The sequence below is a fragment of the Serratia sp. CY43202 genome (assembly GCF_052168755.1).
GTDB classification, from domain to species: Bacteria; Pseudomonadota; Gammaproteobacteria; order Enterobacterales; family Enterobacteriaceae; genus Serratia; species Serratia bockelmannii.
The window spans coordinates 199,227-224,095 of the sequence record NZ_JBJNMB010000006.1; the positions used below are offsets into that span (position 1 = coordinate 199,227).

25 protein-coding genes and 1 other RNA gene are annotated in these 24,869 nt (G+C 61.4%); 20 read left to right on the plus strand and 6 right to left on the minus strand.

Going from position 1 to position 24,869, the window contains the following annotated elements:
• Positions 1 to 137: 137 nt before the first annotated feature.
• Positions 138 to 2,159: an NADPH-dependent 2,4-dienoyl-CoA reductase gene (locus ACJ8J5_RS14320; RefSeq protein ID WP_334273850.1), complete on the plus strand. Its 2,022-nt coding sequence runs from the start codon at positions 138 to 140 to the stop codon at positions 2,157 to 2,159.
• Between the two features lie 53 nt (positions 2,160 to 2,212).
• On the opposite strand, the gene rlmG is transcribed toward ACJ8J5_RS14320, so the two are convergent.
• Positions 2,213 to 3,352, minus strand: a complete 1,140-nt coding sequence (gene rlmG, locus ACJ8J5_RS14325; protein ID WP_173888554.1) for a 23S rRNA (guanine(1835)-N(2))-methyltransferase RlmG — start codon at positions 3,350 to 3,352, stop codon at positions 2,213 to 2,215.
• Positions 3,353 to 3,501: 149 nt separating this feature from the next.
• Between rlmG and ACJ8J5_RS14330 the strand changes: the two genes are divergently transcribed.
• The 5 genes from ACJ8J5_RS14330 (at position 3,502) to sstT (ending at position 8,491) form a co-directional block, all read left to right on the plus strand.
• Positions 3,502 to 4,008, plus strand: a complete 507-nt coding sequence (locus ACJ8J5_RS14330; protein ID WP_004937154.1) for a M48 metallopeptidase family protein — start codon at positions 3,502 to 3,504, stop codon at positions 4,006 to 4,008.
• Between the two features lie 50 nt (positions 4,009 to 4,058).
• Positions 4,059 to 5,039, plus strand: a complete 981-nt coding sequence (locus tag ACJ8J5_RS14335; RefSeq protein WP_025304343.1) for a Gfo/Idh/MocA family protein — start codon at positions 4,059 to 4,061, stop codon at positions 5,037 to 5,039.
• A gap of 1 nt (position 5,040) precedes the next feature.
• The gene (locus tag ACJ8J5_RS14340; protein WP_334273851.1) at positions 5,041 to 5,772 is read left to right on the plus strand and encodes a glutamine amidotransferase; all 732 of its coding nucleotides are present in this window, start codon (positions 5,041 to 5,043) and stop codon (positions 5,770 to 5,772) included.
• A 252-nt stretch (positions 5,773 to 6,024) separates the two neighbouring features.
• Positions 6,025 to 6,993, plus strand: coding sequence for a TerC family protein (locus tag ACJ8J5_RS14345; protein WP_414104538.1), 969 nt, complete (start codon positions 6,025 to 6,027; stop codon positions 6,991 to 6,993).
• A gap of 262 nt (positions 6,994 to 7,255) precedes the next feature.
• Positions 7,256 to 8,491: a serine/threonine transporter SstT gene (gene sstT, locus ACJ8J5_RS14350; RefSeq protein WP_164063435.1), complete on the plus strand. Its 1,236-nt coding sequence runs from the start codon at positions 7,256 to 7,258 to the stop codon at positions 8,489 to 8,491.
• 52 nt (positions 8,492 to 8,543) lie between these two features.
• Here the strand turns inward: sstT and ACJ8J5_RS14355 are convergent, their stop codons facing one another.
• Both ACJ8J5_RS14355 and uxaC read right to left on the minus strand, forming a co-directional pair.
• Positions 8,544 to 10,031: a UxaA family hydrolase gene (locus tag ACJ8J5_RS14355; protein WP_334273852.1), complete on the minus strand. Its 1,488-nt coding sequence runs from the start codon at positions 10,029 to 10,031 to the stop codon at positions 8,544 to 8,546.
• Between the two features lie 20 nt (positions 10,032 to 10,051).
• Positions 10,052 to 11,464: a glucuronate isomerase gene (gene uxaC, locus ACJ8J5_RS14360; RefSeq protein WP_334273853.1), complete on the minus strand. Its 1,413-nt coding sequence runs from the start codon at positions 11,462 to 11,464 to the stop codon at positions 10,052 to 10,054.
• A 284-nt stretch (positions 11,465 to 11,748) separates the two neighbouring features.
• On the opposite strand from uxaC, the gene ACJ8J5_RS14365 reads away from it, so the two are divergent.
• From ACJ8J5_RS14365 to ACJ8J5_RS14415, 11 genes are all read left to right on the plus strand, one after another.
• Positions 11,749 to 13,047 carry an MFS transporter gene (locus ACJ8J5_RS14365; protein ID WP_334273854.1) on the plus strand — a complete coding sequence of 433 codons (1,299 nt, stop codon included), beginning with the start codon at positions 11,749 to 11,751 and terminating at the stop codon, positions 13,045 to 13,047.
• 118 nt (positions 13,048 to 13,165) lie between these two features.
• A complete protein-coding gene (gene exuR, locus ACJ8J5_RS14370) occupies positions 13,166 to 13,942 on the plus strand; it encodes a transcriptional regulator ExuR (protein ID WP_025304350.1) in 777 nt (258 codons plus the stop codon).
• Between the two features lie 186 nt (positions 13,943 to 14,128).
• Positions 14,129 to 14,575, plus strand: coding sequence for a hypothetical protein (locus tag ACJ8J5_RS14375; protein WP_025304351.1), 447 nt, complete (start codon positions 14,129 to 14,131; stop codon positions 14,573 to 14,575).
• A 136-nt stretch (positions 14,576 to 14,711) separates the two neighbouring features.
• A complete protein-coding gene (locus ACJ8J5_RS14380) occupies positions 14,712 to 15,392 on the plus strand; it encodes a DedA family protein (RefSeq protein ID WP_025304352.1) in 681 nt (226 codons plus the stop codon).
• A complete protein-coding gene (gene mzrA, locus ACJ8J5_RS14385; RefSeq protein WP_004937130.1) occupies positions 15,389 to 15,763 on the plus strand; it encodes an EnvZ/OmpR regulon moderator MzrA in 375 nt (124 codons plus the stop codon). The genes ACJ8J5_RS14380 and mzrA overlap by 4 nt, the downstream gene beginning before the upstream one ends.
• A 242-nt stretch (positions 15,764 to 16,005) precedes the next feature.
• Complete coding sequence (locus ACJ8J5_RS14390) at positions 16,006 to 16,377, plus strand: DUF1090 domain-containing protein (protein ID WP_025304353.1); 372 nt, start codon at positions 16,006 to 16,008, stop codon at positions 16,375 to 16,377.
• 164 nt (positions 16,378 to 16,541) lie between these two features.
• Positions 16,542 to 16,847, plus strand: a complete 306-nt coding sequence (locus tag ACJ8J5_RS14395; RefSeq protein WP_004937125.1) for a DUF883 family protein — start codon at positions 16,542 to 16,544, stop codon at positions 16,845 to 16,847.
• A gap of 2 nt (positions 16,848 to 16,849) precedes the next feature.
• A complete protein-coding gene (locus tag ACJ8J5_RS14400; RefSeq protein WP_015379160.1) occupies positions 16,850 to 17,251 on the plus strand; it encodes a phage holin family protein in 402 nt (133 codons plus the stop codon).
• Positions 17,248 to 17,535, plus strand: a complete 288-nt coding sequence (locus ACJ8J5_RS14405) for a YqjK-like family protein (protein WP_004937121.1) — start codon at positions 17,248 to 17,250, stop codon at positions 17,533 to 17,535. Before ACJ8J5_RS14400 ends, ACJ8J5_RS14405 begins: the two co-directional genes overlap by 4 nt.
• Positions 17,536 to 17,829: 294 nt before the next feature.
• Positions 17,830 to 18,225, plus strand: coding sequence for a DoxX family protein (locus ACJ8J5_RS14410; protein ID WP_004937119.1), 396 nt, complete (start codon positions 17,830 to 17,832; stop codon positions 18,223 to 18,225).
• A 71-nt stretch (positions 18,226 to 18,296) separates the two neighbouring features.
• The gene (locus ACJ8J5_RS14415; protein ID WP_334273855.1) at positions 18,297 to 19,283 is read left to right on the plus strand and encodes a glutathione S-transferase family protein; all 987 of its coding nucleotides are present in this window, start codon (positions 18,297 to 18,299) and stop codon (positions 19,281 to 19,283) included.
• A 50-nt stretch (positions 19,284 to 19,333) separates the two neighbouring features.
• On the opposite strand, the gene ACJ8J5_RS14420 is transcribed toward ACJ8J5_RS14415, so the two are convergent.
• Positions 19,334 to 20,230 carry a LysR family transcriptional regulator gene (locus ACJ8J5_RS14420; protein ID WP_004937113.1) on the minus strand — a complete coding sequence of 299 codons (897 nt, stop codon included), beginning with the start codon at positions 20,228 to 20,230 and terminating at the stop codon, positions 19,334 to 19,336.
• A 107-nt stretch (positions 20,231 to 20,337) separates the two neighbouring features.
• On the opposite strand from ACJ8J5_RS14420, the gene ACJ8J5_RS14425 reads away from it, so the two are divergent.
• On the plus strand, positions 20,338 to 21,039 hold the full coding sequence (locus tag ACJ8J5_RS14425; protein WP_049273683.1) for a pirin family protein: 702 nt from the start codon (positions 20,338 to 20,340) through the stop codon (positions 21,037 to 21,039).
• A 57-nt stretch (positions 21,040 to 21,096) separates the two neighbouring features.
• Here ACJ8J5_RS14425 and rnpB read toward each other — a convergent pair.
• Together rnpB and rsmI are read right to left on the minus strand one after the other, a co-directional pair.
• Positions 21,097 to 21,474: RNase P RNA component class A (gene rnpB / locus ACJ8J5_RS14430), an RNA gene on the minus strand.
• A gap of 41 nt (positions 21,475 to 21,515) precedes the next feature.
• A complete protein-coding gene (rsmI, locus tag ACJ8J5_RS14435; RefSeq protein WP_004937108.1) occupies positions 21,516 to 22,379 on the minus strand; it encodes a 16S rRNA (cytidine(1402)-2'-O)-methyltransferase in 864 nt (287 codons plus the stop codon).
• Between the two features lie 62 nt (positions 22,380 to 22,441).
• On the opposite strand from rsmI, the gene ACJ8J5_RS14440 reads away from it, so the two are divergent.
• On the plus strand, positions 22,442 to 24,481 hold the full coding sequence (locus ACJ8J5_RS14440) for a penicillin-binding protein activator (protein ID WP_334273856.1): 2,040 nt from the start codon (positions 22,442 to 22,444) through the stop codon (positions 24,479 to 24,481).
• Positions 24,478 to 24,831 carry a YraN family protein gene (locus ACJ8J5_RS14445; RefSeq protein WP_015379164.1) on the plus strand — a complete coding sequence of 118 codons (354 nt, stop codon included), beginning with the start codon at positions 24,478 to 24,480 and terminating at the stop codon, positions 24,829 to 24,831. The genes ACJ8J5_RS14440 and ACJ8J5_RS14445 overlap by 4 nt, the downstream gene beginning before the upstream one ends.
• Positions 24,832 to 24,869: the final 38 nt, after the last annotated feature.

The following is a 24,869-nucleotide window of genomic DNA, read 5'->3' on the forward strand; positions in this document are numbered from 1 at the left end:
CAATCGCTTTCAACCTGCAGCTAGGCGGCAAGTTCGGGCGTTCCCAGGAGCTTACTCAAGTAAGTGACTGGGGCGAGCGAACGCAGGCAACAACGCTGCAGGTTGAAAGAGGCGGGGGATGAACGATGGAGAGTGCAATGAGCAATTATCCTCACCTGCTGGCGCCGCTGGATCTCGGCTTCACCACCCTGAAAAACCGGGTGTTAATGGGATCGATGCATACCGGCCTGGAAGAGCTGCCCGACGGCCCGCAGCGCCTGGCCGCGTTCTATGCCGAGCGCGCCGCCGCCGGCGTGGCGCTGATCGTCACCGGCGGCATTGCCCCGAACGAACAGGGCGTGGTGTTTCGCGGCGGTTCGATCCTCAACAGCGAGGCGCAATTGCCTCACCACCGCCCGGTAACCGAGGCCGTCCACCGGGCGGGCGGCAAAATTGCGCTGCAGATCCTGCACACCGGCCGTTACAGCTATCAACCCAAGCTGGTGGCCCCTTCCGCGCTGCAGGCGCCGATCAACCCGTTTACGCCGAGCGCGCTCAACGCAGCGGAGATCGAGCAGACTATCGCCGACTTCGCCCGCTGCGCGGCGCTGGCGCAGCAGGCCGGCTATGACGGCGTTGAGGTGATGGGATCCGAGGGCTATCTGATCAACCAATTCTTGACGACGCGCACCAATCAGCGCGACGACCAATGGGGCGGCAGCTTCACCAACCGCATGCGCTTCGCCGTCGAAACCGTCAGGGCGGTGCGCCAGGCCGTGGGCCCGGCATTCATTCTGATCTACCGGCTGTCGATGCTCGATCTGGTGGAGGACGGCTCCAGCTGGCAGGAGATCGAACAGCTGGCGCTGGCGGTCGAACAGGCGGGCGCCACGATCATCAATACCGGCATCGGCTGGCACGAAGCGCGTATCCCGACCATCGCCACCATGGTGCCGCGCGCCGGATTCAGCTGGGTAACCCGCAAGCTGATGGGCAAGGTCAGCATCCCGTTGATCACCACCAACCGCATCAACGATCCGGCGGTGGCCGAGCAGGTGCTGGCGGACGGCAGTGCCGACATGGTGTCGATGGCGCGTCCGTTCCTCGCCGACGCCGCCTTTGTACAGAAAGCCGCCGAGGGGCGCGCCGACGAGATCAATACCTGCATCGGTTGCAACCAGGCCTGTCTCGACCAGATCTTTGAAGGCAAGCTGACTTCGTGTCTGGTCAACCCGCGCGCCTGCCGCGAAACCGAAATGCCGCTGACGATGGCGGAGAAACCGAAAAAACTGGCGGTGGTCGGCGCCGGCCCCGCCGGGCTGGCGTTTGCCACCACCGCCGCCAGCCGTGGTCATCAGGTGACGCTGTTCGACGCCGCCGAACAGATCGGCGGCCAGTTCAACATCGCCAAGCAGATCCCCGGCAAGGAAGAATTCCATGAAACCCTGCGTTACTTCCGCCGCCAGCTGGCGCTGCGTGAAGTGACGGTCAGGTTGGGCGTCAAGGTCGAGGCGGCGGATTTAAGCGAATTCGATGAGGTGATCCTCGCCTGCGGCATCGTGCCGCGCACCCCGGATATTCCCGGCATCGGGCACGCCAAGGTGCTGAGCTATCTGGACGTGCTGCGCGATAAAAAACCGGTCGGCCAGCGGGTGGCGATCATCGGCGCCGGCGGCATCGGCTTCGACACCGCCGAGTACCTCAGCCAGCACGGCATGTCCAGCAGTCTGGACCAGGCGGAATTCAACCGCGAATGGGGCATCGATGGTCGCCTTGAGCAACGCGGCGGGCTTGCAGCGCAAGGCCCTCAGGCGCCACGCGCCGCGCGGCAGATCTACCTGTTGCAACGTAAAACCAGCAAGGTAGGCGAAGGCCTGGGGAAAACCACCGGTTGGATCCACCGCGCCAGCCTGGCGATGCGCGGCGTGAAGATGCTCAATAGCGTCAGCTATCGGCTGATCGACGATGAAGGGCTGCACATCACCCGCGCCGAGCAGGAAAGTTGCCTGCCGGTGGACACGGTGATCGTCTGCGCCGGGCAGGAACCGCGCCGCGAGCTGCAGCAGCCGCTGCTGGCGATGGGGAAAATCGTGCACCTGATCGGCGGCGCCGACGTGGCTGCCGAGCTGGACGCCCGCCGTGCGATCGATCAGGGCACGCGGCTGGCGATGTCACTGTAAAAAAGGGGCGCCCGACGCCCCTTTTTATTCACTCAGCGACGCGCGTTATTCACTCAGCGACGCGCGCCGGATTTCACCGCTTTCAGGATCACGAACTTCTTGTTCGAGGCCACCAGCGTGCAGTTGCCGAACAGGCGCTTGAGTTTCTGATGGTAGTCGAGGTGACGGTTGCCGACGATGCGCAATTCGCCACCCACCTGCAGGCAGCGCTTGGCGTCGCAGAACATCTGCCAGGCGGTGTGATCGGTAATGGCGTGCTGCTGGTGGAACGGCGGGTTACACAGCACCGCCTGCACGCTTTCGCGCTCGATGCCCGCCAGCGCGTTGTTCACCTCAAACTGACAGCGATCCAGCTCTTGCGGCAGGTTGTGCTCCACGTTCAGCTCGCTGGAGGCTACCGCCATGTAAGATTCATCGACGAAGGTCACCTGCGCTTCCGGGTTTTGCGCCAGCGCCGCCAGGCCAATCACGCCGTTGCCGCAGCCCAGATCGACGATATGGCCGTTCAGGCCACGCGGCAGATGCTCCAGGAACAGGCGCGCGCCGATATCCAGGCTGCCACGGGAGAAGACGTTGGCGTGGTTGTGGATCAGCCAATCGGTGCCGTCCAGCGTCCAGTTGGTGGTTTCCGCCGCCGCCGCCGGGACGATGTCCGCCGCCTGGCAGAAAATCAGGCGCGCCTTCTTCCACGCTAGGCTGGTGCGCGTCGGGCCCAGCACCTTTTCAAACAGCTGCATCGTCGAAGTATGCACGTCGCGCGCTTTGGCGCCGGCGACGATCAGCGTGTCTTCGGTCACAACGTGGCGCAGCGCGCGCAGCTGCTGTTCCAGCAGCGCCAGCGCTTTCGGCACGCGAATCAGCACCACCGCCGGCGCCGCCGGCAGCTCGGCGAGGCTGTCCAACAGCGTGACCTGCTCAGGATCCAGACCGTTGAGCTTGAGGTTGTGACGCGTCGCCAGCTGGCTCATGTACGAGTCGCTGACGCTGTAAGGGCGATGCGCGTGCAGCGCACAGGCCAGGGTGCCGAAGTTATCGTTGAAAATCAGCACCGGGCGTCCGCCGATATCTACGTTTTCAAGCTGTTGCAGCAGATATTCGTCCGCCGCTTCCCACGCCTGCAGCTGGGTGGATTCTTCCTGTTGGGGATAACGCTCCAGCTCAAGTTGCTGTGTTCCCAGATCGAGTTGGCTCATTGCCCCTCCTGACTGATAAAATTTGGGCTGTTTATCCCCTAAAAACGCCCGTCAGTAAAATGTTTTTTCGGATAAATTGCGTATGTCAGGATTTGAGCGAAAAAACAGCATAGAATGACCGGCTGAATGGCCGTTGATACGGAACAAGAATGTCTGAATTGACCTACCTGCAAGGCTACCCAACGCATCTGCAAAGCCAGGTGCAGCAACTGATCCATCAGAATCGGCTGGGGGACGTGCTGCTGCAGCGCTATCCGCAGGTGCACGACTGCACGACCGACAAATCGCTGTATCAGTTTACCGTCGATCTGAAAAACCAGTATCTGCGCAACGCCCAGCCGCTGAGCAAGGTGGCCTACGACAGCAAGATCCACGTCATGAAGCACGCGCTCGGCCTGCATACCGCTATCTCGCGCGTGCAGGGCGGCAAGCTGAAGGCCAAGGCGGAAATCCGCGTGGCGACGGTGTTCAAGGTCGCGCCCGAACCGTTCCTGCGCATGATCGTGGTGCATGAGCTGGCGCACCTGAAAGAGAAAGATCACAACAAGGCATTCTACAGTCTGTGCTGCCATATGGAGCCGGATTACCACCAGTTGGAATTCGATACCCGGCTGTATCTGACGCACCTTTCGCTGTTCGGCGAGCTGTATGCATAGCGCGTGAGGGCGTGATAATCTGCGGTTTTAAGCCTGGACCGGAGCTCGCCATGATTCGCTTTGCCGTCGTCGGCACCAACTGGATTACGGAACGTTTTATCGATGCCGCCCATGAAAGCGGCAAACTCAAGTTGAGCGCCGTGTATTCACGCTCGCTGGAACAGGCGCAGGCGTTTGGCGCCAACTATCAGGTCACGCAGTTTTTCGACTCTCTCGAGGCGATGGCCCAGTCCGACGCCATAGACGCGGTGTATATCGCCAGCCCCAATTCCCTGCACTGCCCGCAATCGCTGCTGTTCCTGCGCCATAAAAAGCACGTGATCTGCGAAAAACCGCTGGCCTCCAACCAGCGCGAAGCGGAACAGCTGGTAGCCTGCGCGCGGGAAAATCAGGTGGTGCTGTTCGAGGCGTTCAAAAGCGCCTATCTGCCGAATTTTCTGGCGCTGCAACAGGCATTGCCGAAAATCGGCCGGCTGCGCAAAGCCTTCATCAACTACTGCCAATACTCTTCGCGCTACCCGCGCTACCTGGCCGGCGAGAACCCCAACACCTTTAATCCACAGTTCTCCAACGGCTCCATCATGGACATCGGCTACTACTGCCTGGCCAGCGCGGTGGCGCTGTTCGGCGCGCCGCAGTCGGTGCTCGCCAGCGCCACGCTGCTCGATACCGGCGTGGACGCCCACGGCACCGTCTGCCTGAACTACGGCGATTTCGACGTCACGCTTTCCCATTCCAAGGTCAGCGACTCGGCGATCCCCAGCGAGATCCAGGGGGAGGAAGGCACGCTGATTATCGACAAGATTTCCGAGTGCCAGGGCGTGGCGCTGACGCCGCGCGGCGGCAACCGTCAAGATCTGAGCCAGCCGCAGCACATCAACACCATGCTGTATGAGGCGCTGGCCTTCGCCGAGTTGGTTGAGAAGCGTCAGGTGGAACATCCAGGGCTGGAGAATTCGCTGATCGTCGCCCGCCTGCTGACCGACATCCGCCGCCAGACCGGCGTCGTTTTCCCCGCCGACGGAGAATGAGATGAAACCGCTGCTCGTGATGCAAACCGGCGACGCGCCGCAGGCCATTCGTCAGGAATTGGCCAACTTTGAAGGCATGTTTCTGCAACAGGGCAACATCGACGCCGAACGCGCGCACATCGTGCATCTGCCCGCCGGCGAGCGGCCGTTGCCGCCGGCCGCCTATTGCGGCGTGGTCATCACCGGCTCGCCGGCGATGGTGACCGAACGGCTGCCGTGGAGCGAGGAGGCCGCCGAATGGCTGCGCCAGGCAATGGCGATCAAACTGCCGCTGTTCGGCGTCTGCTACGGCCACCAGCTGTTGGCCTACGCGCTCGGCGGCGAAGTGGGTTACCACCCGCAGGGCATGGAGGTCGGCACGCTTGAGATCGAACTGCTGCCCGCCGCGGCCGAAGACCGGCGGCTCACCCTGCTGCCGCCGCGCTTCAAAGCCAACCTGATCCACTCGCAGAGCGTGCTGACGCCGCCCGCCGGCGCGCAGACGCTGGCGCGTTCGCAGCAGGATGCGCACCAGATCCTGCGCTATGGCGATCATGCCCTGACCACCCAGTTCCACCCGGAATTCAACGGCGCGGTGATGAGCCAGTATCTGCAGTGGCTCGGCGAGCTGCATCCCGAGCAGCAGGACCGCTATCAGCAGCAACAACAACAGGTTAGCGACACGCCGTTCAGCCGCCTGCTGCTGCAGGGATTCGTCGTCAGCCTCGGCGCGCAAAAAGCGATGGCCGGCTAACGCGATTCACGTTGACCGCCGACACATTTTGCATTACTTTCTGCTCTGCAAAGGGGAGTAACTTCATTGCCGGTCAATCGTCATTACGATGCGCAAGCATCCGGTTACCGGGCAACCTGATGTCAAAGGTGTAATCACCTTCATCAACGTTGTAAGTGAGACCTTGCCGGAAGGCGAGGTTTGCTTGCAGCGTTCACAGAGCGGCTGGCGTCTTCCGACGTTGGCCGTTTTTGTTTTTGAAGGATACCTCTGATGATGAATTCCGTTGGCACACCGTGGTTATGGGGCAGCTTCGCCGCCGTCATAGTCGTGATGCTCGCAATCGATCTCCTGTTGCAGGGCCGTAAAGGCGCGCACACCATGACCCTGAAGCAGGCCGCCAGCTGGTCGCTGGTGTGGGTCAGCCTCTCTCTGCTGTTCAATTTCGGTTTCTGGTACTACCTGAATGAAACCGCCGGGCGCGCCGTCGCCGATACCCAGGCGCTGGCCTTCCTGACCGGCTACCTGATCGAAAAAGCGCTGGCGGTGGATAACGTGTTCGTCTGGCTGATGCTGTTCAGCTACTTCGCCGTGCCGGCCAACCTGCAACGGCGGGTGCTGATCTACGGCGTGCTGGGGGCGATCGTGCTACGCACCATCATGATCTTCGCCGGCAGCTGGCTGGTCAGCCAGTTCCAGTGGCTGCTGTATCTGTTCGGCGCTTTCCTGCTGTTCACCGGTATCAAGATGGCGCTGGCGAAGGAAGATGATTCGGCGATCGGCGACAAGCCGCTGGTGAAATGGCTGCGCAGCCGCCTGCGCATGACCGACAGCCTGGAAGGCGAGCGTTTCTTCGTGCGCCGCAACGGCATCCTGTTCGCCACCCCGCTGGTGCTGGTGCTGATCCTGGTGGAACTGAGCGACGTGATTTTCGCGGTGGACAGCATCCCGGCGATTTTCGCCGTGACCACTGACCCGTTCATCGTGCTGACCTCTAACCTGTTCGCCATCATGGGCCTGCGCGCCATGTACTTCCTGCTGGCCAACGTGGCGGAACGTTTCTCGATGCTGAAATACGGCCTGTCGGTGATCCTGGTGTTTATCGGTATCAAGATGCTGATAATCGACTTCTTCCACATCCCGATCGGCATCTCGCTCGGCGTGGTGGCGGGCATCCTGACGCTCACCTTGCTGATCAACGCCTGGGTCAATCGCCGCAACGATCGCCTGGCGCAGAAATAACCATAATCTGTTATCCGGGGCGCTAGTCGCCCCGCGATTGTTTGGCAATTCCCCCAAAACGCCAAACGTTATTACGATCACACAAATGTAACCAGTATGTTATCAAGTGTTGATCCGCGCTCAGAATTTCACCCTCGCCTCTTTCCAACATCATTCGATTGCTGAATACTGATTCGGCAAACACACTTAGTTACAGAATCATATAAAGCTGCCCGGCGTCGTTCCCGCCGCGGCGGCCAGATAACATCAGGAAGAAAGCACTATGCAAAAACTACTACAAAAGATCACGCAGGGCAGCCTGGTCAAACAAATCATGGTCGGCCTGGTGGCCGGCATTCTGGTGGCGCTGGTTTCACCGGCGGCGGCAGCGGCGGTCGGCCTGCTCGGCACCCTGTTCGTCGGCGCGCTGAAAGCGGTAGCGCCACTGCTGGTGCTGATACTGGTGATGGCCTCGATCGCCAACCATAAACAGGGGCAGAAAACCAACATTCGCCCGATCCTGTTCCTCTATCTGCTGGGCACCTTTGCCGCCGCGCTGGTGGCGGTCGTCGTCAGCTTTATCTTCCCTTCCACGCTGGCGCTGACCACCGGCGCAACCGACATCACCCCGCCAGGCGGCATCGTGGACGTGATGAAGGGCCTGTTGATGAGCGTGGTGGCCAACCCGTTCCATGCGCTGATTAACGCCAACTACATCGGTATTCTGGCGTGGGCCGTCGGGCTGGGGCTGGCGCTGCGCCACGCTTCCGAAACCACTAAAGGGCTGATCAACGACATGTCCCATGCGGTTACGCTGGTGGTGCGAGCGGTGATCCGCTGTGCGCCGCTTGGCATCTTCGGCCTGGTGGCTTCCACGCTGGCGGAAACCGGCTTCGGTGTGCTGTGGGGCTACGCCCAGTTGCTGATGGTGCTGCTCGGCTGCATGTTGCTGGTGGCGCTGGTACTCAACCCGCTGATCGTTTACTGGAAAATCCGCCGCAATCCGTATCCGCTGGTGTTCGCCTGCCTGCGCGAGAGCGGCGTGACCGCCTTCTTCACCCGCAGCTCCGCCGCCAACATCCCGGTGAACATGGAGCTGTGCAAAAAGCTGAATCTGAATGAGGACACCTACTCGGTTTCCATCCCGCTGGGCGCCACCATCAACATGGCCGGCGCGGCGATCACCATCACCGTGCTGACGCTGGCGGCGGTGAACACGCTGGGCATCGCGGTGGACGTCCCGACCGCTCTGCTGCTGAGCGTGGTGGCCGCCCTGTGCGCCTGTGGCGCCTCCGGCGTGGCCGGCGGCTCGCTGTTGCTGATCCCGCTGGCGTGCAACATGTTCGGCATTCCGAACGACGTGGCGATGCAGGTGGTGGCGGTCGGCTTTATTATCGGCGTGCTGCAGGATTCGGCGGAAACCGCCCTCAACTCCTCCACCGACGTGCTGTTCACCGCCGCGGCCTGCCAGGCGGAAGATCAACGGCTGGCGAACGAGGACCCGCTGAAGGTGCGTTAATCGCGCGTTGCTTCATAAAAAGGCGCTCCCTCGAGCGCCTTTTTTGTCAGCTTTAGAGCGTCACCCCGCTTTTAAAGATCGCCAGCTCGCGGAAATCGTTGGCTTCATTGCGCGCCGGGCGGCCGTTGGCGATCTCGACAATCAGATCGATGAAGCGGCTGAGCAGCGTCTCCATCGCCACGCCGTGAACCAGGCTGCCGGCGTCGAAATCGATCCAGTGCGGTTTCTTCGCCGCCAGCTCGCTGTTGGTGGCCAGCTTCACCGTCGGCACAAAGCCGCCGTACGGCGTGCCGCGCCCGGTGCTGAACAGCACCATATGGCAGCCGGCGCCGGCCAGCGCGCTGGTCGCCACCGCATCGTTGCCCGGCGCGCTGAGCAGATTCAGCCCCGGCACACGCAGCCGCTCGCCGTATTTCAGCACGTCTACCACCTGGCTTAGCCCCGCTTTTTGGGTGCAGCCGAGCGATTTCTCCTCCAGCGTAGTGATGCCGCCGGCCTTGTTGCCCGGCGACGGATTCTCATAAATTGGCTGTTGATGGGCGATGAAATAGCGTTTGAAATCGTTGATCATATCGACGGTTTTTTCGAAGGTCTCCCCATCGCGGCAGCGGCTCATCAGAATGCGCTCGGCACCGAACATCTCCGGCACTTCGGTCAGCACCGTGGTGCCGCCGTTGGCTATCACATAGTCGGAGAACCGCCCCAGCAGCGGGTTGGCGGTGATACCCGACAATCCGTCCGAACCGCCGCACTCCAGGCCGAACTTCAACTCGCTCAGGCGGCCCGGCTCGCGGCGATCGTAGCGCATCTCCCGGTACAGCTCGTGCAACAGCGCCAGCCCGGCTTCCACCTCGTCGTCCTGTTGTTGGCACACCATAAAGCGCAGCCGCCGCTCGTCCGCCATCCCCAGCGTGGCGCGAAAAGCATCTACCTGATTGTTCTCGCACCCCAACCCGATCACCAGCACCGCGCCGGCATTGGGATGGCGCGCCAGGTTTTGCAGCATGATGCGGGTGTTGGCATGATCCTGCCCCAGCTGCGAGCAGCCGAACGGATGGCTGAACAGATGCACGCCGTCGATCCCCTCCGCCTGCGTTTGCTGCAAAAAGCGCTGCTGGATCTGGCGGGCGATGCCGTTGACGCAGCCGACGGTCGGCACGATCCACAGCTCGTTGCGGATCCCCACGTCGCCGCCGGCCCGGCGGTACAGCTGCACCTCGCGATCCGCCGCCTGCGGCGGCAACGCCGGGAACTGCGGCTGGTAACGATAGCTGTCCAGATCGCTCAGGTTAGTTTTGGCGTTTTGCGAATGAATGTGCTCCCCAGGCGCAATGGCCGCGAGCGCATGGCCGATCGGCTGGCCATATTTGATGATGTCTTCGCCCTCGGCGATCGGGCCGAGCGCAAACTTGTGCCCGCGCGCCACCGGCTGCGCCAGCTGAATACGCTCCCCGCCCAACTCAAGCATTTCTCCGGCGGCCAGATCGCGCAGCGCCACCGCCACGTTATCCTGCTCGTGAATCTTTATCGTACTTTGCATAAACCAGTCCCGGATAACGGCTACGCCAGTTCGATGGCGAAATAGTTTTTGGCGTTGTCGAAGCAGATGTTTTTCACCATCTCGCCCAGCAGCGCGATATCCGCCGGCGCTTCGCCGTCCGCCACCCAACGGCCGATCATCTGGCAAAGAATGCGGCGGAAGTATTCATGACGCGTGTACGACAGGAAACTGCGACTGTCGGTCAGCATGCCGACGAAGCGGCTCAACAGCCCGAGCTGCGCCAGCTGCGTCATTTGGCGCTGCATGCCATCCTTCTGATCGTTGAACCACCAACCGGAGCCGAACTGCATCTTGCCCGGCGTGCCTTCCCCCTGAAAATTGCCGATCATGGTGCCGATCACTTCGTTATCGCGCGGATTGAGGCAATAGAGAATGGTTTTTGGCAGACCGCCCTGCCGCGCCTGAGCATCCAGCAGCCGCGACAGCGGTTCCGCCAGCGGCCGGTCGTTGATCGAGTCGAAGCCGATATCCGGCCCGACGGCGGCCAACATGCGGCTGTTGTTATTACGCAGCGCGCCGATGTGATACTGCTGCACCCAGCCTCGGCGCCGGTATTCGCCAGCCAAAAACAGCAGCACCGCGCTTTTGAACTGGGCGCTCTGTTCCGGCGTCGGCAGCTCGCCGTTCAGGCGGCGCAGCAGGATCGCATCCAGCGCCGCTTCATCGGCCTCGCCGAACACCACCACGTCCAGCGCATGATCGGCCACTTTGCAACCGTGAGTGGCGAAGTGATCCATGCGCTTGTACAGGGCGTTGCACAGCGCGCTGAAGCGGCCGATGGCGGTGTCCGCCGCCGCCTCCAGTTGCCGCAGATAGTCGTTGAAGCCGGGCGCATCGATGGTGAAAGCTTTGTCCGGCCGCCAGCTCGGCAGCACCTTGATATCGAAGCTATGATCGTCGGCGATCGCCCGATGATGGCGCAGATCGTCGATCGGATCGTCGGTGGTGCCGACCATTTTCACATTCATCTGCTGCATGATGCCACGTGCGCGAAACTCATCCTGCGCCAGCAGCGCATTGCCGCGCTGCCAGATTTCATCCGCCGTGGCCGGCGACAACAGCGTATCCGTGATGCCGAACGGCCGGCGCAGCTCCAGATGCGTCCAGTGATAGAGCGGGTTGCCGATGGTGTGCGGCACCGTGGCGGCCCAGGCGTCGAATTTCTCGCGATCGCCCGCATCGCCGGTGCACAACCGCTCCGCCACACCGTTGGTGCGCATCGCCCGCCATTTGTAGTGATCGCCCCGCAGCCAGATATCGTACAGGTTGCTGAAGCGGGTATTCTCCGCGATCTGCTGCGGCGGCAAATGACAGTGATAATCAAAAATCGGCTGCTGCGCCGCGTAGTCGTGATACAAGCGCCGGGCAAATTCGCTGTCCAGCAGGAAATCTTCGCTCAAAAACGTCGCCATCTCGGGCTCCTTACTTGCCGTGCGGCACGGGGTTCGAATCACAAAAGTTATCACACCAATTTTCACTAACGTCCAGCAGATTTTTCCCGAGGTCTACCGTTCATCCTCTCTCTACGCCCTTTTTCGCTCAATTTACCGGCAAAAATGCCCTATTTCACCGACCACAGTATTGCTCAGGCGAATAATTCCTTTTGTGATATCACTCAACTTTTAAACCTGTATGACAGGTTATTGTCTCGCCAGCCGCATCGACGGCCACACCTTCAAACGGGGAGACACTTCGGATGCGTAAAATTAAAGGGTTACGCTGGTACATGATCGGACTGGTGACCATCGGCACCGTGCTGGGTTACCTGACCCGCAACGCCATTGCCGTGGCGGCGCCGACGCTGGAAGATACGCTGCACATCACCACCCAACAGTATTCCTATATCGTCGCCGCCTACTCCGCGTGCTACACCGTGATGCAACCGGTGGCGGGCTACGTGCTGGACGTGCTGGGCACCAAGGTCGGCTACGCCATGTTCGCCATTCTGTGGGCGCTGTTCTGCATGGGCACCGCACTGGCCAACAGTTGGGGCGGGCTGGCGTTGGCGCGCGGCGCGGTCGGCATGGCGGAAGCGGCAATGATCCCCGCCGGGCTGAAGGCCAGCAGCGAATGGTTTCCGGCCAAAGAGCGTTCGATCGCCGTCGGCTATTTCAACGTGGGCTCGTCGATCGGCGGAATGATCGCCCCGCCGCTGGTGGTATGGGCCATCGTCGCGCACAGCTGGGAGATGGCGTTCATTATCACCGGCGTGCTGAGCCTGATCTGGGCCATCTGCTGGCTGCTGTTCTACAAACACCCGAAAGATCAGAAGAAACTGAGCCAGGAAGAACGCCGTTACATCCTCGAAGGCCAGGAAGCGCAGCACCAGACCTCTAACGCCAAAAAGATGTCCGCCTGGCAGATCGTGCGCAATCGCCAGTTCTGGGGCATCGCGTTGCCGCGCTTTCTCGCGGAGCCGGCGTGGGGCACCTTCAACGCCTGGATCCCGCTGTTCATGTTCAAGGCCTACGGCTTTAACCTGAAAGAGATCGCCATGTTCGCCTGGATGCCGATGCTGTTTGCCGATCTCGGCTGCATCGTCGGCGGTTATCTGCCACCGCTGTTCCAGAAGTATTTCAAGGTCAACCTGATCGTCTCACGCAAGCTGGTGGTGACGATGGGGGCGGTGTTGATGATCGGCCCCGGCATGATCGGCCTGTTCACCAACCCTTACGCGGCTATCGCGCTGCTGTGCGTCGGGGGCTTCGCCCATCAGGCGCTGTCCGGCGCGTTGATCACCCTCTCTTCCGACGTGTTCGGCCGCAATGAGGTGGCGACCGCCAACGGGCTGACCGGCATGGCGGCCTGGACCGCCAGCACGCTGTTCGCCCTGGTGGTCGGCGCCCTGGCGGACACCCTCGGCTTCAGCCCACTGTTCGCCGCGCTGTCGGTCTTCGACATTCTCGGCGCCATCGTCATCTGGACGGTGTTGCAAAACCGCCCGGCCGCCGAACCGCAACCCGCCGCGCTGCAGCCCACCCCGGCGCGCAGCTGATCCCCCGCCCGGCCGCTGCGCCGGGCCCCTTGCTCCTCTGGCAGCGGTGCCGAATAAGTGGTATAACAAATCCGATGGCCACGCGCCCCTTCCCACCGCACCGTATAGAGCATTCACTATGGAATTCACTGAAACCAGACGCCTGTATCAGCAACTGGCCGCCGAGCTGAAGCAACGCATCGAAAGCGGCCGTTATCCGGTAGGCGACAAGCTGCCGGCCGAGCGATACATCGCCGAAGAGATGAATGTCAGCCGCACCGTGGTGCGCGAGGCGATCATCATGCTGGAAGTCGAAGGCTATGTGGACGTGCGCAAGGGATCCGGGATCCACGTGGTGTCCAACCAGCAAAAACACCTGGTGGTGCCGGGCGACAGCATCGAGTTCGCCACCGCCGGCCCGTTTGAGCTGCTGCAGGCGCGCCAACTGATAGAAAGCAACATCGCCGAATTTGCCGCCACCCAGGTGACCAAGCAGGATATCGTGCAACTGATGGAGATCCAGGAGCATGCCCGCAAAGAGGATCGTTTCCGCGACTCGCAGTGGGATCTGAAGTTCCACGTGCAGGTGGCGCTGGCCACCCAGAACACCGCCATGGCCACCATCGTGGAAAAAATGTGGGTGCAGCGGGTCAACAACCCTTACTGGAAGAAACTGCACGAGCATATCGACGAACGTTCGATCGCCAGCTGGTGCGACGATCACGATCAGATCCTCAAGGCGCTGATGCGCAAAGATCCTTACGCCGCCAAACTGGCGATGTGGCAGCACCTGGAAAACACCAAGCAGATGCTGTTCAACGCCACCAGCGACGACTTCGAATACAACGCCGATCGCTACCTGTTCGCCGAGAATCCGGTGGTGCATCTGGATGGCGTGGGCCACGAGCCGAAATAGCCACGGCGGTCAAAAACCGTCGGCTTATGTCAGGTAATGTAAAATCCGCTGAATCGATGCCGGAACCGCCGTTTGCCGTGTACTATTTCACCGTCGGCAACGTAGATTTCCCTGTTGCCAATCGTGCTATTTTGGTAGAGTTAGCCCACTTTTTTACCCATTGCTGCGGGGGCGGGACGCGAATAAATGCGCTGGTTGTTTGCCATGCTGATTGCTGTTTTCTGCTGGACCGGTTCGGTCTCCGGCCCACAGCTATGCGTGGCGTCACCCAAGCCCACCCCCAGCGCGCTGAGCAGCCTGCCGCTGTTGGCGGAGCCGGCGCTTTCCCCCTATGATCAGGTGTATCGGGCGCCGGCCGAAGCGCGCCGCAAAGCCCCCGGCAAGTTGCCGCTGCTGCTGCCCAGAGCGCACTCTTTCTCCGGCTCGCTGCTCGCCTCCTCCCTGCCGGTGCCGGTCTATACCCTGGCCGCAGAGCCAGGCTACCGAATTCGCTTCCCCCGCCAGGACACGCCGGCCCCCAACCGGCTTGCCCAGGTCGACGGGATGCTGGATGCCTCCAGGCAACAGAGTCGGCAGGCCGGCTGGAAAGAAAGTAACATGCAGTACCGTGGCACGCTGACTTACCACCTATGACCGGTGTCGCACCGCTAAGAAACCTTAAAGCAACGCCGTTTCATCGTTATCAGCATTCAGGATCGCCGCGCGTTTTCAGCCCACGCCCGTTCCACCGCTGAGATAAAAATAAACAATGACGTTTTAGGAACACCGGATGGATATCATTAAAGAACTGATACATGCCTTGTGGCAGCAGGATTTTGAGACGCTGGCGAACCCTTCGCTGGTGTGGACCCTCTACATCCTGCTGTTCATGATCCTGTTTTTGGAGAACGGCCTGCTGCCGGCCGCTTTCCTGCCGGGCGACAGCCTGCTGATCCTGGTCGGCGTGCTGATCGCCAAAGGCACCATGGGCTTCCCATTGACCATCGTTATCCTGACCGTCGCCGCCAGCCTGGGCTGCTGGGTCAGCTATATACAGGGCCGGTGGCTCGGCAATACGCGAACGGTGCAAGGCTGGCTTTCGCATCTGCCGGCCCACTACCATCAGCGCGCCCACAACCTGTTCCACCGCCACGGCCTTTCCGCCCTGCTGGTCGGCCGCTTCCTGGCCTTCGTGCGCACCCTGCTGCCAACCATCGCTGGCCTGTCCGGCCTGAACAACGCGCGCTTCCAGTTCTTCAACTGGATGAGCGGCCTGCTGTGGGTCTTGATCCTGACGACGCTGGGCTTCGCCCTCGGGAAAACCCCGGTGTTCCGCAAGTATGAAGATCAGCTGATGTTCTGCCTGATGATGTTGCCGCTGGTGTTGCTGGTGGTTGGGCTGGTCGGCTCGCTGATCGTGCTGTGGCGCAAGAAACGCGCCAGCGGCCAGAACCCGGGGAAAGGGGCGTGACAGCAAAGCGCCCGCGCTGGCAATACGTCTTGATGATCGCGCTCGCCCTACTGGCGTTGGCGACGCTGCTGGTGCCCTGTATGGTGCGCACCGAGAGCGAGCTGCGCATTCGCGCCAGCCAGCAAGGGCTGTCGCTGCCCGACGGCTTTTACGTCTACCAGCGCCTGGATGAGCGCGGCATCCGCATCAAAAGCATCACGCCGGAAGGTGATGGCCTGGTCATCCGTTTGGATTCGCCGGAGCAGCAGTTGCTGGCGCGCGAAGCGCTGCAAACCATCCTGCCGCCCGGTTACCACATCGCGTTGAGCGAATCCCCCGTGCCATCGCATTGGGTGCGCGAATTTGCGCGTTCCCCACTCAATCTGGGATAATCCCCCTTCAGATGAAGGGGTTTCCTTTCACTGCCATTATCTTCATTTTCATTCGCACCGATTAGCTCAAGAATTAATCAGTCAGCACTGAGTCACGGCTGATTCTTTGGGGGCACGCCGGTTTCATGACTATGCTGAAGGATAACTTCAGCCGGCAATGAACGCCCTCCTCTCGCGCTGCCGCCTTCGGCAGCCAGGAAAGCGGGTGCCTGTTCAGGTACCCCATGAAAAGGAACTGAAAGATGAAATTACGCCACTCCCTGTTACTGCTGTTGCCTCTCTGCACGCTGCCGGCCCTCGCTGCGGCCGCTGAGGGCGGTTGTGCCGCCAAAGCGCAAAACATCCAACAGCAAATCGACTACGCCACCCAGCACGGTAACACCCACCGCGTGGACGGGCTAAAAAAAGCGCTGAGCGAAGTGCAGACTCACTGCACCGAAGCCGGCCTGCAGGCCGAACGCCAAAAAAACATCGCAGAGAAACAGCGCAAGGTCGACGAGCGCCGGCAGGAACTGAAAGAAACGCAGCAAACCGGCAAGCTGGACAAGGTCGCCAAGAAGCAGCAAAAGCTGGCGGAAGCGCAGGCTGAGTTGAAACGCGCCCAGGCGGAATAATTTTTTCACACCAGCGGATTTATCGATGAGAGCCCCATCACACGGGATTTCTTAAGCATATGAAATTGATGTCTGGTGTTATCTGCTGGCCATCACCCCTTTGCTCCGGCGAAAAAATCCGCTATGTTAAAAGTCTGTCGAAATAAACGTTAAGGAATAATCACATGGCACATGATTCAAATGCAGAAAACTTACGCGCTGAACTGAAGTCCTTAGCCGATACGCTGGAGGAAGTGCTGAACTCCTCCACCGACAAGCCGAAAGCCGAGCTGGAGAAGCTGCGCTCGAAAGCGGAAGGCGCGCTGAAAGAGACCCGCGCTCGCCTGAGCGACGCCGGTGACAAGCTGGCTTCGCAAACCAAGCAGATCGCCGGCCAGGCCGACGACTACGTGCGCGACAACCCGTGGACCGGCATCGGTATCGGCGCGGCGGTCGGCGTCGTGTTGGGCGTGCTGCTCGCGCGTCGTTAATCATGGCTGAACAACCGCAAGTGCGCGCGCAGGGCCCCGCTAAAGGGGTCCTGGATATCGGTCAGCGCATCATCACGATCCTGGTCGGCATGGTGGAAACCCGCGTCCGGCTGGCAGTGGTCGAGCTGGAAGAGGAGAAAGCCAACCTCATTCAGCTGCTGATCATGGCCGGCATGACGCTGCTGTTCACCGCCTTCGGTTTGATGAGCCTGCTGATCCTGATCTTCTGGGCCATCGATCCGGTCTACCGGCTGGTGGCGCTGGGCGCGACAACCGGCGTGCTGCTGTTCCTCGCCGTGGTCGGCACCATCTGGACGCTGGTCAAGGCCCGTCGCACCACGCTGCTCGGCGCCACGCGCAAGCAGCTGGAACTCGACCGCGCCGAACTGGAGCGCGAGCCATGAGCCGCCGCCGCTACCTGGAATGGAAAAAAGAAAGGCTGATTCGCCAGATCCAGCAGCAACGCCTGGATCTGGCCGAACACAAGTCTCTGTGGTTGGAGAAGACCGAACGCATTGACCGCGGCTGGCAGACGGTGTTTGGCCTGCGCCGCTATCTGGTGCTCGGTTCCAGCGTCATGGCGCTGTACGGCATTCGCCACCCCAGCAAGATGATCCGCTGGTCGCGCCGCGCTTTCGGTGCCTGGAGCGCTATCCGCCTGTTTAAAAAGACCTTCTCCGCCAAGTAAGCCTCACGCCTTTCCTTCAAACATCCTGTTGCTCCGCCCTCGTTTTCCCCCTAAAACAGCGCTGCTTATCCCGAGGGCCGGGCAACCTGCTGACCAGCGTCAGTTTATTAGCACGCTAAAGATTCAGATTTTTTGAAAAATTACGACAGTTTTACTTGCTAACAACCTGAGCACTTCCCGCTTAACATTCACTCCATCAATACGATACGGAGCGGACAGGGTCAGAGACCCGCTACGCCGCCCGTTGATATGACTACCGCCGAACAGGCGCACAAAAACACTTTGGAGTAGATGATGAAAAAATTAGAAGATACAGGTTTGTTGGTTGCTCGTATTCTGATGCCAATCCTGTTTATCGTGGCAGGCTACGGCAAAATGGGTGACGCATATGCCGGTACCCAACAGTACATGCAATCGATGGGCGTGCCTGGCTTCTTGCTGCCGCTGACCATCCTGCTGGAATTTGGCGGCGGTCTGGCGATCCTGTTCGGTTTCCTGACCCGCACCGTGGCGCTGTTCACTGCCGGTTTCACCATTCTGACCGCGCTGCTGTTCCACACTGACTTTGCGGAAGGCGTAAACCAGCTGATGTTCATGAAAAACCTGACCATTGCCGGCGGCTTCATCGTGTTGGCGGTCGCAGGCCCGGGCGGCTTCAGCATCGACCGTCTTCTGAACAAGAAATGGTAATCTAAACTGTCATTCAGGGCCCGGCATGCCGGGCTCTGTCGTTTTTTAACTCGGACACCAAGGAGATTCCCATGGGACAACTCGTCGATGGCGTTTGGCAAGACATCTGGTATGACACCAAATCTACCGGCGGCCGTTTCAAACGTTCAACCGCTCAGTTTCGCAATTGGGTGACCGCCGACGGTCAGCCGGGCGAACACGGCGTGGGCGGCTTCCAGGCCGAAGCGGGCCGTTATCACCTTTATGTTTCTCTCGCCTGCCCCTGGGCGCACCGCACGCTGCTGATGCGCAAATTGAAAGGGCTGGAGCAGATCATTCCGGTCTCGGTGGTGCACCCGCTGATGCTGGAAAACGGCTGGACCTTCGGCCAGGATTTTCCGGAAACCACCGGCGATCCGCTGTATCACGCCGACTTCCTGTACCAGATCTACCTGCGGGCCGATCCGCACTACAGCGGGCGCGTGACCGTGCCGGTGCTGTGGGATAAACAGCGGCAAACCATCGTCAGCAACGAATCCGCCGACATCATCCGCATGTTCAACAGCGCATTTGACGGCGTCGGCGCTCGGGCAGGTGACTACTACCCGACCGCGCTGCGCGGCAAAATCGATGAGCTGAACGGTTGGATTTACGATCAGGTGAACAACGGCGTGTACAAGGCCGGTTTCGCCACCAGCCAGGAAGCGTATGACGAAGCGGTCAACGGGGTCTTCAACGCGCTGGAGCGCCTGGAGCAGATCCTGGGGCAGCACCGCTACCTGACCGGCGATCGGCTGACCGAAGCCGACCTGCGTCTGTGGACCACGCTGGTGCGCTTCGATCCGGTGTACGTCACCCACTTCAAGTGCGATAAACACCGCATCAGCGACTACCTGAACCTGTACGGTTTCCTGCGCGACATCTACCAGATGCCGGGCATTGCCGACACGGTCAGCCTGCCGCACATTCGCAACCACTACTACCGCAGCCACGCCACCATCAACCCGCACGGCATCATTTCCATCGGGCCGGCGCAGGATCTGGACGAGCCGCACGGCCGCGATCGGCTCTTCGGCTAAGACAAAAAAATCCCCTTGCCGCCCGGCAAGGGGATGTCATCCCACCGACGTTAACGCTGCGCGAACAGGCGCGGAATTTCGCGCAGGAACCAGGCTTTCGCCTCCCCCATGCTGTCGCGTCGCCAGGCCATGATGATATCGGCTTCGCGGCTGTATTCCGGCCCCACCACGCGCAGCCGCCCGGCCTCGATGTCTTTCTCCACCATCGGATACGGCATGGTCGCCACCCCCAGCCCGGCCAGCAGCGCCAGACGCTTGTCTTCGATGGTGCTCACCGTCAGACGCTGCTGCTTATCCAGCAGCTGCACGGTCAACACCGGGCGCTCGCGGGCGGTATCCGCCACCGCGATGCCGCGGTACTTCACGCGGGTCACCTCGGACAACGGCTCCGGCTCCTGGTGGATAGGATGATCCGGCGCGGCGACGTAAACGCTCATTACCTTGTACAGTTTGCGGGTGTTGATCTCCGACGACGCGCGAAAATGCATGTCCGGCGCGATCACGATGTCGGCGCGCCCCTGCTCCAGCCGTTCCCAGGCGCCCGCCAGCACCTCGGTGAAAATCGACACCTGGGTGTTGGCCTTCAGCGCCAGCTTGTCCACCAGCGGAAACAGCAGGCTTGGCGGCGACAGCGCTTCGCTGACGATAGTCAGGTGGGTTTCCCAACCGCGCGCCAGCGCCTCGGCGTCGGTGGTCAGCTTGTCGGCCGCTTCCAGCAGCACCCGCCCGCGCTCCAGCAACATGCGCCCTACGTTGGTGAACTTGGTGCGGTGGCCCGAACGGTCGAACAGCACCACGTCCAATTCTTCTTCCAATTTTTGCATGGTGTAGCTGAGCGCCGACGGCACCCGGCCCAATTCGTCGGCGGCCGCGGCGAAGCTGCCGCGGCGGTCGATCGCGTCCATCACTCTCAGCGCCTCAAGCGTGAGCGCCCGATCTCTGGCCATCACATCCCTCTGTCAGGAAATTTGAATATGCCGACCAGATTAACTGGCTAACAATCCGACGTCCAGATGCTTACCATTTGGATAATGAATTTAGAGAGCCGATTGCCATGATTACATGCAGAACAGCACAACAATGCGGGCAAGCTGACTTTGGTTGGCTGCAGGCTCGCTACACTTTTTCCTTTGGTCACTACTTCGATCCCAAACTGATGGGCTATGCGTCGCTGCGGGTGCTGAATCAGGAGGTACTGGCGCCGGGCGCGTCGTTCCAGCCGCGCACCTATCCCAGCGTGGATATCCTGAACCTGATCCTGCAGGGCGAGGCGGAATACCGCGACAGCGACGGCAACGCCGCGCGCGCCAAAGCCGGCGAAGCGCTGCTGCTGGCCACCCAGCCAGGCCTGAGCTACAGCGAACAGAACGTCAGCAGCGATACGCCGCTGACCCGCCTGCAGCTGTGGCTGGACGCCTGCCCGGAACGCAACAACGAGCGGGTGCAGCGCCTGACGCTGCCGACGGCGGGCAACCTGCTGCTGGCCTCACCGGACGGCGCGCAGGGCAGCCTGCAGCTACGCCAGCAGGTCTGGATCCACCATCTCGATCTGCAGCCGGGCGAAGAGCAAACGCTGACGATTAACGGGCCGCGCGCCTATTTGCAGTCGATTCACGGCACCATCGCCGCCACCGGCGAACGCCACGAAGCGCAGCGCCTGACCTGCGGCGACGGCGCCTTCGTACGCGAGGAGAATCGCCTGACGATCCGCGCCGAGACCCCGCTGCGCGCGCTGCTGATTGACCTGCCGGTGTAAGCCGGCCGGAAAACGAAAAACCCCGCGCAACTTGCGTTGCGCGGGGTTTTCTTTTGTCGAGGGAGTTGACCGGTAAGCCGGGTTCTGTCGTGGACAGTCATTCCTCTAGGCCAGCAATCGCTCACTGGCTCAAGCAGCCTACCCGGGTTCAGTACGGGCCGTACCATGTGAACCCCTATTTGGCCTTGCTCCGGGTGGAGTTTACCGTGCCACGAACTGTTGCCAGCCGCGCGGTGCGCTCTTACCGCACCCTTTCACCCTTACCTGATCCCGCTTGCGCGGGCCATCGGCGGTTTGCTCTCTGTTGCACTAGTCGTAGGCTTGCGCCTCCCAGGCGTTACCTGGCACCCTGCCCTATGGAGCCCGGACTTTCCTCCCCTCCATCTGTCTCCCCGAAGAGGACGGCAATGAAGCGGCGACTGTCTGGTCAACTCCGGCGCGGATAGTAGCGTCGCGGCGGCGGCAGGTCAACCGCTTTACGGCTGTTGTTGCTCCAGCGCGTGCTTATACAGCGCATTTTTCTTCACGCCGTGAATTTCCGCCGCCAGCGCCGCCGCCTTTTTCAGCGGCAGCTCTTTTTGCAGCAGCGCCAGCGTGCGCAGCGCCTCGAGCGGCAACGCATCCTCCTGCGCCTTGTGGCCTTCGACGATCAGCACCATCTCGCCGCGGCGGCGCACTTCATCTTCCTGCACCCACGCCAGCAGTTCGCCCACCGGCGCACCGTGGATAGATTCCCAGGTTTTGGTCAGCTCGCGCGCCAGCACCACATAGCGCTGCGGGCCCCAGACGGTGACCATGTCCTGCAGGCTTTCCAGCAGGCGGTGAGTGGATTCGTAGAAAATCAGCGTGCGCGGTTCCTCCGCCAGCGCCATCAGCGTATCCTTGCGCCCCTTGGTTTTCGCCGGCAGGAAGCCTTCGTAGCAGAAGCGGTCGGAAGCGACACCCGCAGCGCACAGCGCGGTGGTGGCGGCGCAGGCGCCCGGCAGCGGCACCACGCGAATGCCGGCCTCGCGGCAGCGGCGCACCAGGTGATAACCGGGATCGTTGATCAGCGGCGTGCCGGCGTCGGACACCAGCGCGATGCTCTGGCCTTCCTGCAGTTTCGCCAGCAGCTGATCGGCCTTTTGCTGTTCGTTGTGGTCATGCAGCGCGAACAGACGCGCGTTGATCGCGAAGTGTTGCAGCAGCAATCCGGTATGGCGCGTGTCTTCCGCCGCGATCAGATCAACGCTTTTCAGTACCTCTAACGCACGGTGAGTGATATCGCCCAGATTGCCGATGGGGGTGGGCACCACATACAGCGTTGATGCAGAAATGACTGATTGTTGGTGTTGATTCATTGTTTCATCCGGGTTGCCGATTTAATATTGAGCATCTTGAAAAAAACATCACTGGATACAGTATGCTTTCCTCAACATTCGTTCGTACCAAAGCAGGGCGTTCCAAGCCTGTCCGACTTACCGCAGTCATCGCGGCCGCCCTTTTCCTGGCAGGCTGTCCAAGTCGGGCCCCGCAAACGCCGCCCGCCAATATACAGGACGAAGCGAGCGCCAGCTCCGATTACTACCTGCAGCAGTTGCAGCAAAGCAGCGATGATAACAAGGCTGACTGGCAATTACTTGCTATTCGCGCCTTGCTGCGTGAAGGAAAACTGCCGCAGGCCGGCGACCAGCTGAACCAGCTGCCGAAAAACCTCAGCGGTGCGCAGCAGACTGAACGCCAGTTGCTGGCCGCCGAACTGCAGATCGCCAACAAGAGCTACGTCAGCGCCCGCAGTACGCTGGGCCATCTGGACAGCGCTTCGCTGTCGCCGAATCAGAAGGTGCGCTACTACCAGGCGCAGATTGCCGCCAATCAGGGCAAAGCGTCGCTGCCCTTGATCCGCGCCTATATCGCTCAGGAGCCGTTGCTGACCGGCAAACCGCACCAGGACAACCTGGATCAGACCTGGCAGGCGCTGCTGCAGCTGACGCCGCAGGAGATGAACAGCCTGGTGATCAACGCCGACGAGAACGTGCTGCAAGGCTGGCTGGATCTGCTGCGCGTCTATCAGGACAACAAGCAGGATCCCGATCTGCTGAAGGCCGGCATCAAAGACTGGCAGAACCGTTATCCGAAGAACCCGGCGGCCAAAACGCTGCCCGCTCGCCTGAACCAGGTGCTGAACTTCACCCAGGCCTCCACCTCGAAAATCGCCCTGCTGCTGCCGTTGAACGGCCAGGCGAAAGTGTTCGCCGACGCCATCCAGCAAGGCTTCGAAGCGGCGAAAAACGGCGGTTTCATGCCGGCGCCGCAACCTCAAGCCGCGCAACCTGCCAGCGCACCGGCCCAAACGGCGCCGGCCGATCAGGCCGCAGCGGGTGACATCAACGCCAACGGCGCGGTCAGCCCTTCGGCGCAAGAGAGCCAGCCGGCCGTGACCGCCGCGCAACCCGCTGCACCGTCCAGCGCGCCGATAACGCCGCTGCAGGCCGCTAATGCGCAGGTCAAAGTGTACGACACCACCAGCCAGCCGCTGGCCGCCTTGCTGAGCCAGGCGCAGCAGGATGGCGCTACTCTGGTGGTCGGGCCGCTGCTCAAAGAGAACGTCGATCAGCTGTCCGCCAGCACCACCACGCTGAACGTGCTGGCGCTCAACCAGCCGGAAACGCCGAAGGACAACCTGAACATCTGTTACTTCGCCCTGTCGCCGGAAGATGAAGCGCGCGACGCCGCCCGCCACATCTGGGAACAGCAGAAGCGTCAACCGCTGCTGCTGGTGCCGCGCGGCGCCTTCGGCGATCGCGTCGCCAAGGCCTTTAACCAGGAATGGCAGAAACAAGGCGGGCAAACCGTGCTGCGTCAGGACATCGGCTCTGCCGGCGAGCTGCGCCAGATGGTGAACAGCGGCGGCATCCGCATGACCGGCACGCCGATGTCGAGCGCCCCGGCGCCGCAGAGCGTCACCATCGCCGGGCTGACCATTCCTGCGCCGCCGAGCGACGTGCCCGCCGCCACCGGCGGCAGCGTCGACGCGGTGTATATCGTCGCTACCCAGTCCCAACTGACGCTGATCAAACCGATGATCGACATGGCCACCAGCTCGCGCGGCAAACCGGCGATGTACGCCAGCTCGCGCAGCTACCAGGCCGGCGCCGGCCCGGACTTCCGTCTGGAAATGGAAGGCCTGCAGTTCAGCGATATCCCGCTGCTGGCCGGCTCAAACCCTCAGCTACTGCAGCAGGCCAGCGCGCGCTTCCGCAACGATTACTCGCTGGTGCGCCTGTATGCAATGGGGATGGATGCCTGGACATTGGCCAACCACTTTGCTGAAATGCGCCAGCTGCCGGGTTTCCAGGTTTCCGGCACCACCGGTACGCTGAGCGCATCGCCGAACTGCGTGATCAACCGCAAGCTGCCTTGGCTGCAATACCGTCAGGGTACGGTCGTTCCGGTCTCTTGAACCCACGCGCCTCCGGGGCGGGCTACGAGTTACTGGCCCGCCGTCACCTGGAACACGCCGGGCTCACCTTCTGCGCCGCCAACGTCGCGGTGCGCGGCGGTGAGCTCGACCTCATCATGCGCGACGGCACTACCTGGGTATTCGTCGAAGTGCGCTACCGCCGCAACGACGCCTTCGGCGGCGCGGCCGCCAGCGTCACCTTTCGCAAACAACAGCGGTTGCTGCACGCCGCCGCCGTCTGGCTGGCGGGGCGCGGAGCCAGTTTTGACACATCATCTTGCCGTTTTGATGTTTTGGCCATTACCGGTAGCCAGTTAGAATGGATACCCAACGCCTTCAATGCGGATTAATTGGGGTTTTGCGGCGCAGACCGGCCCTTTGACTTAGT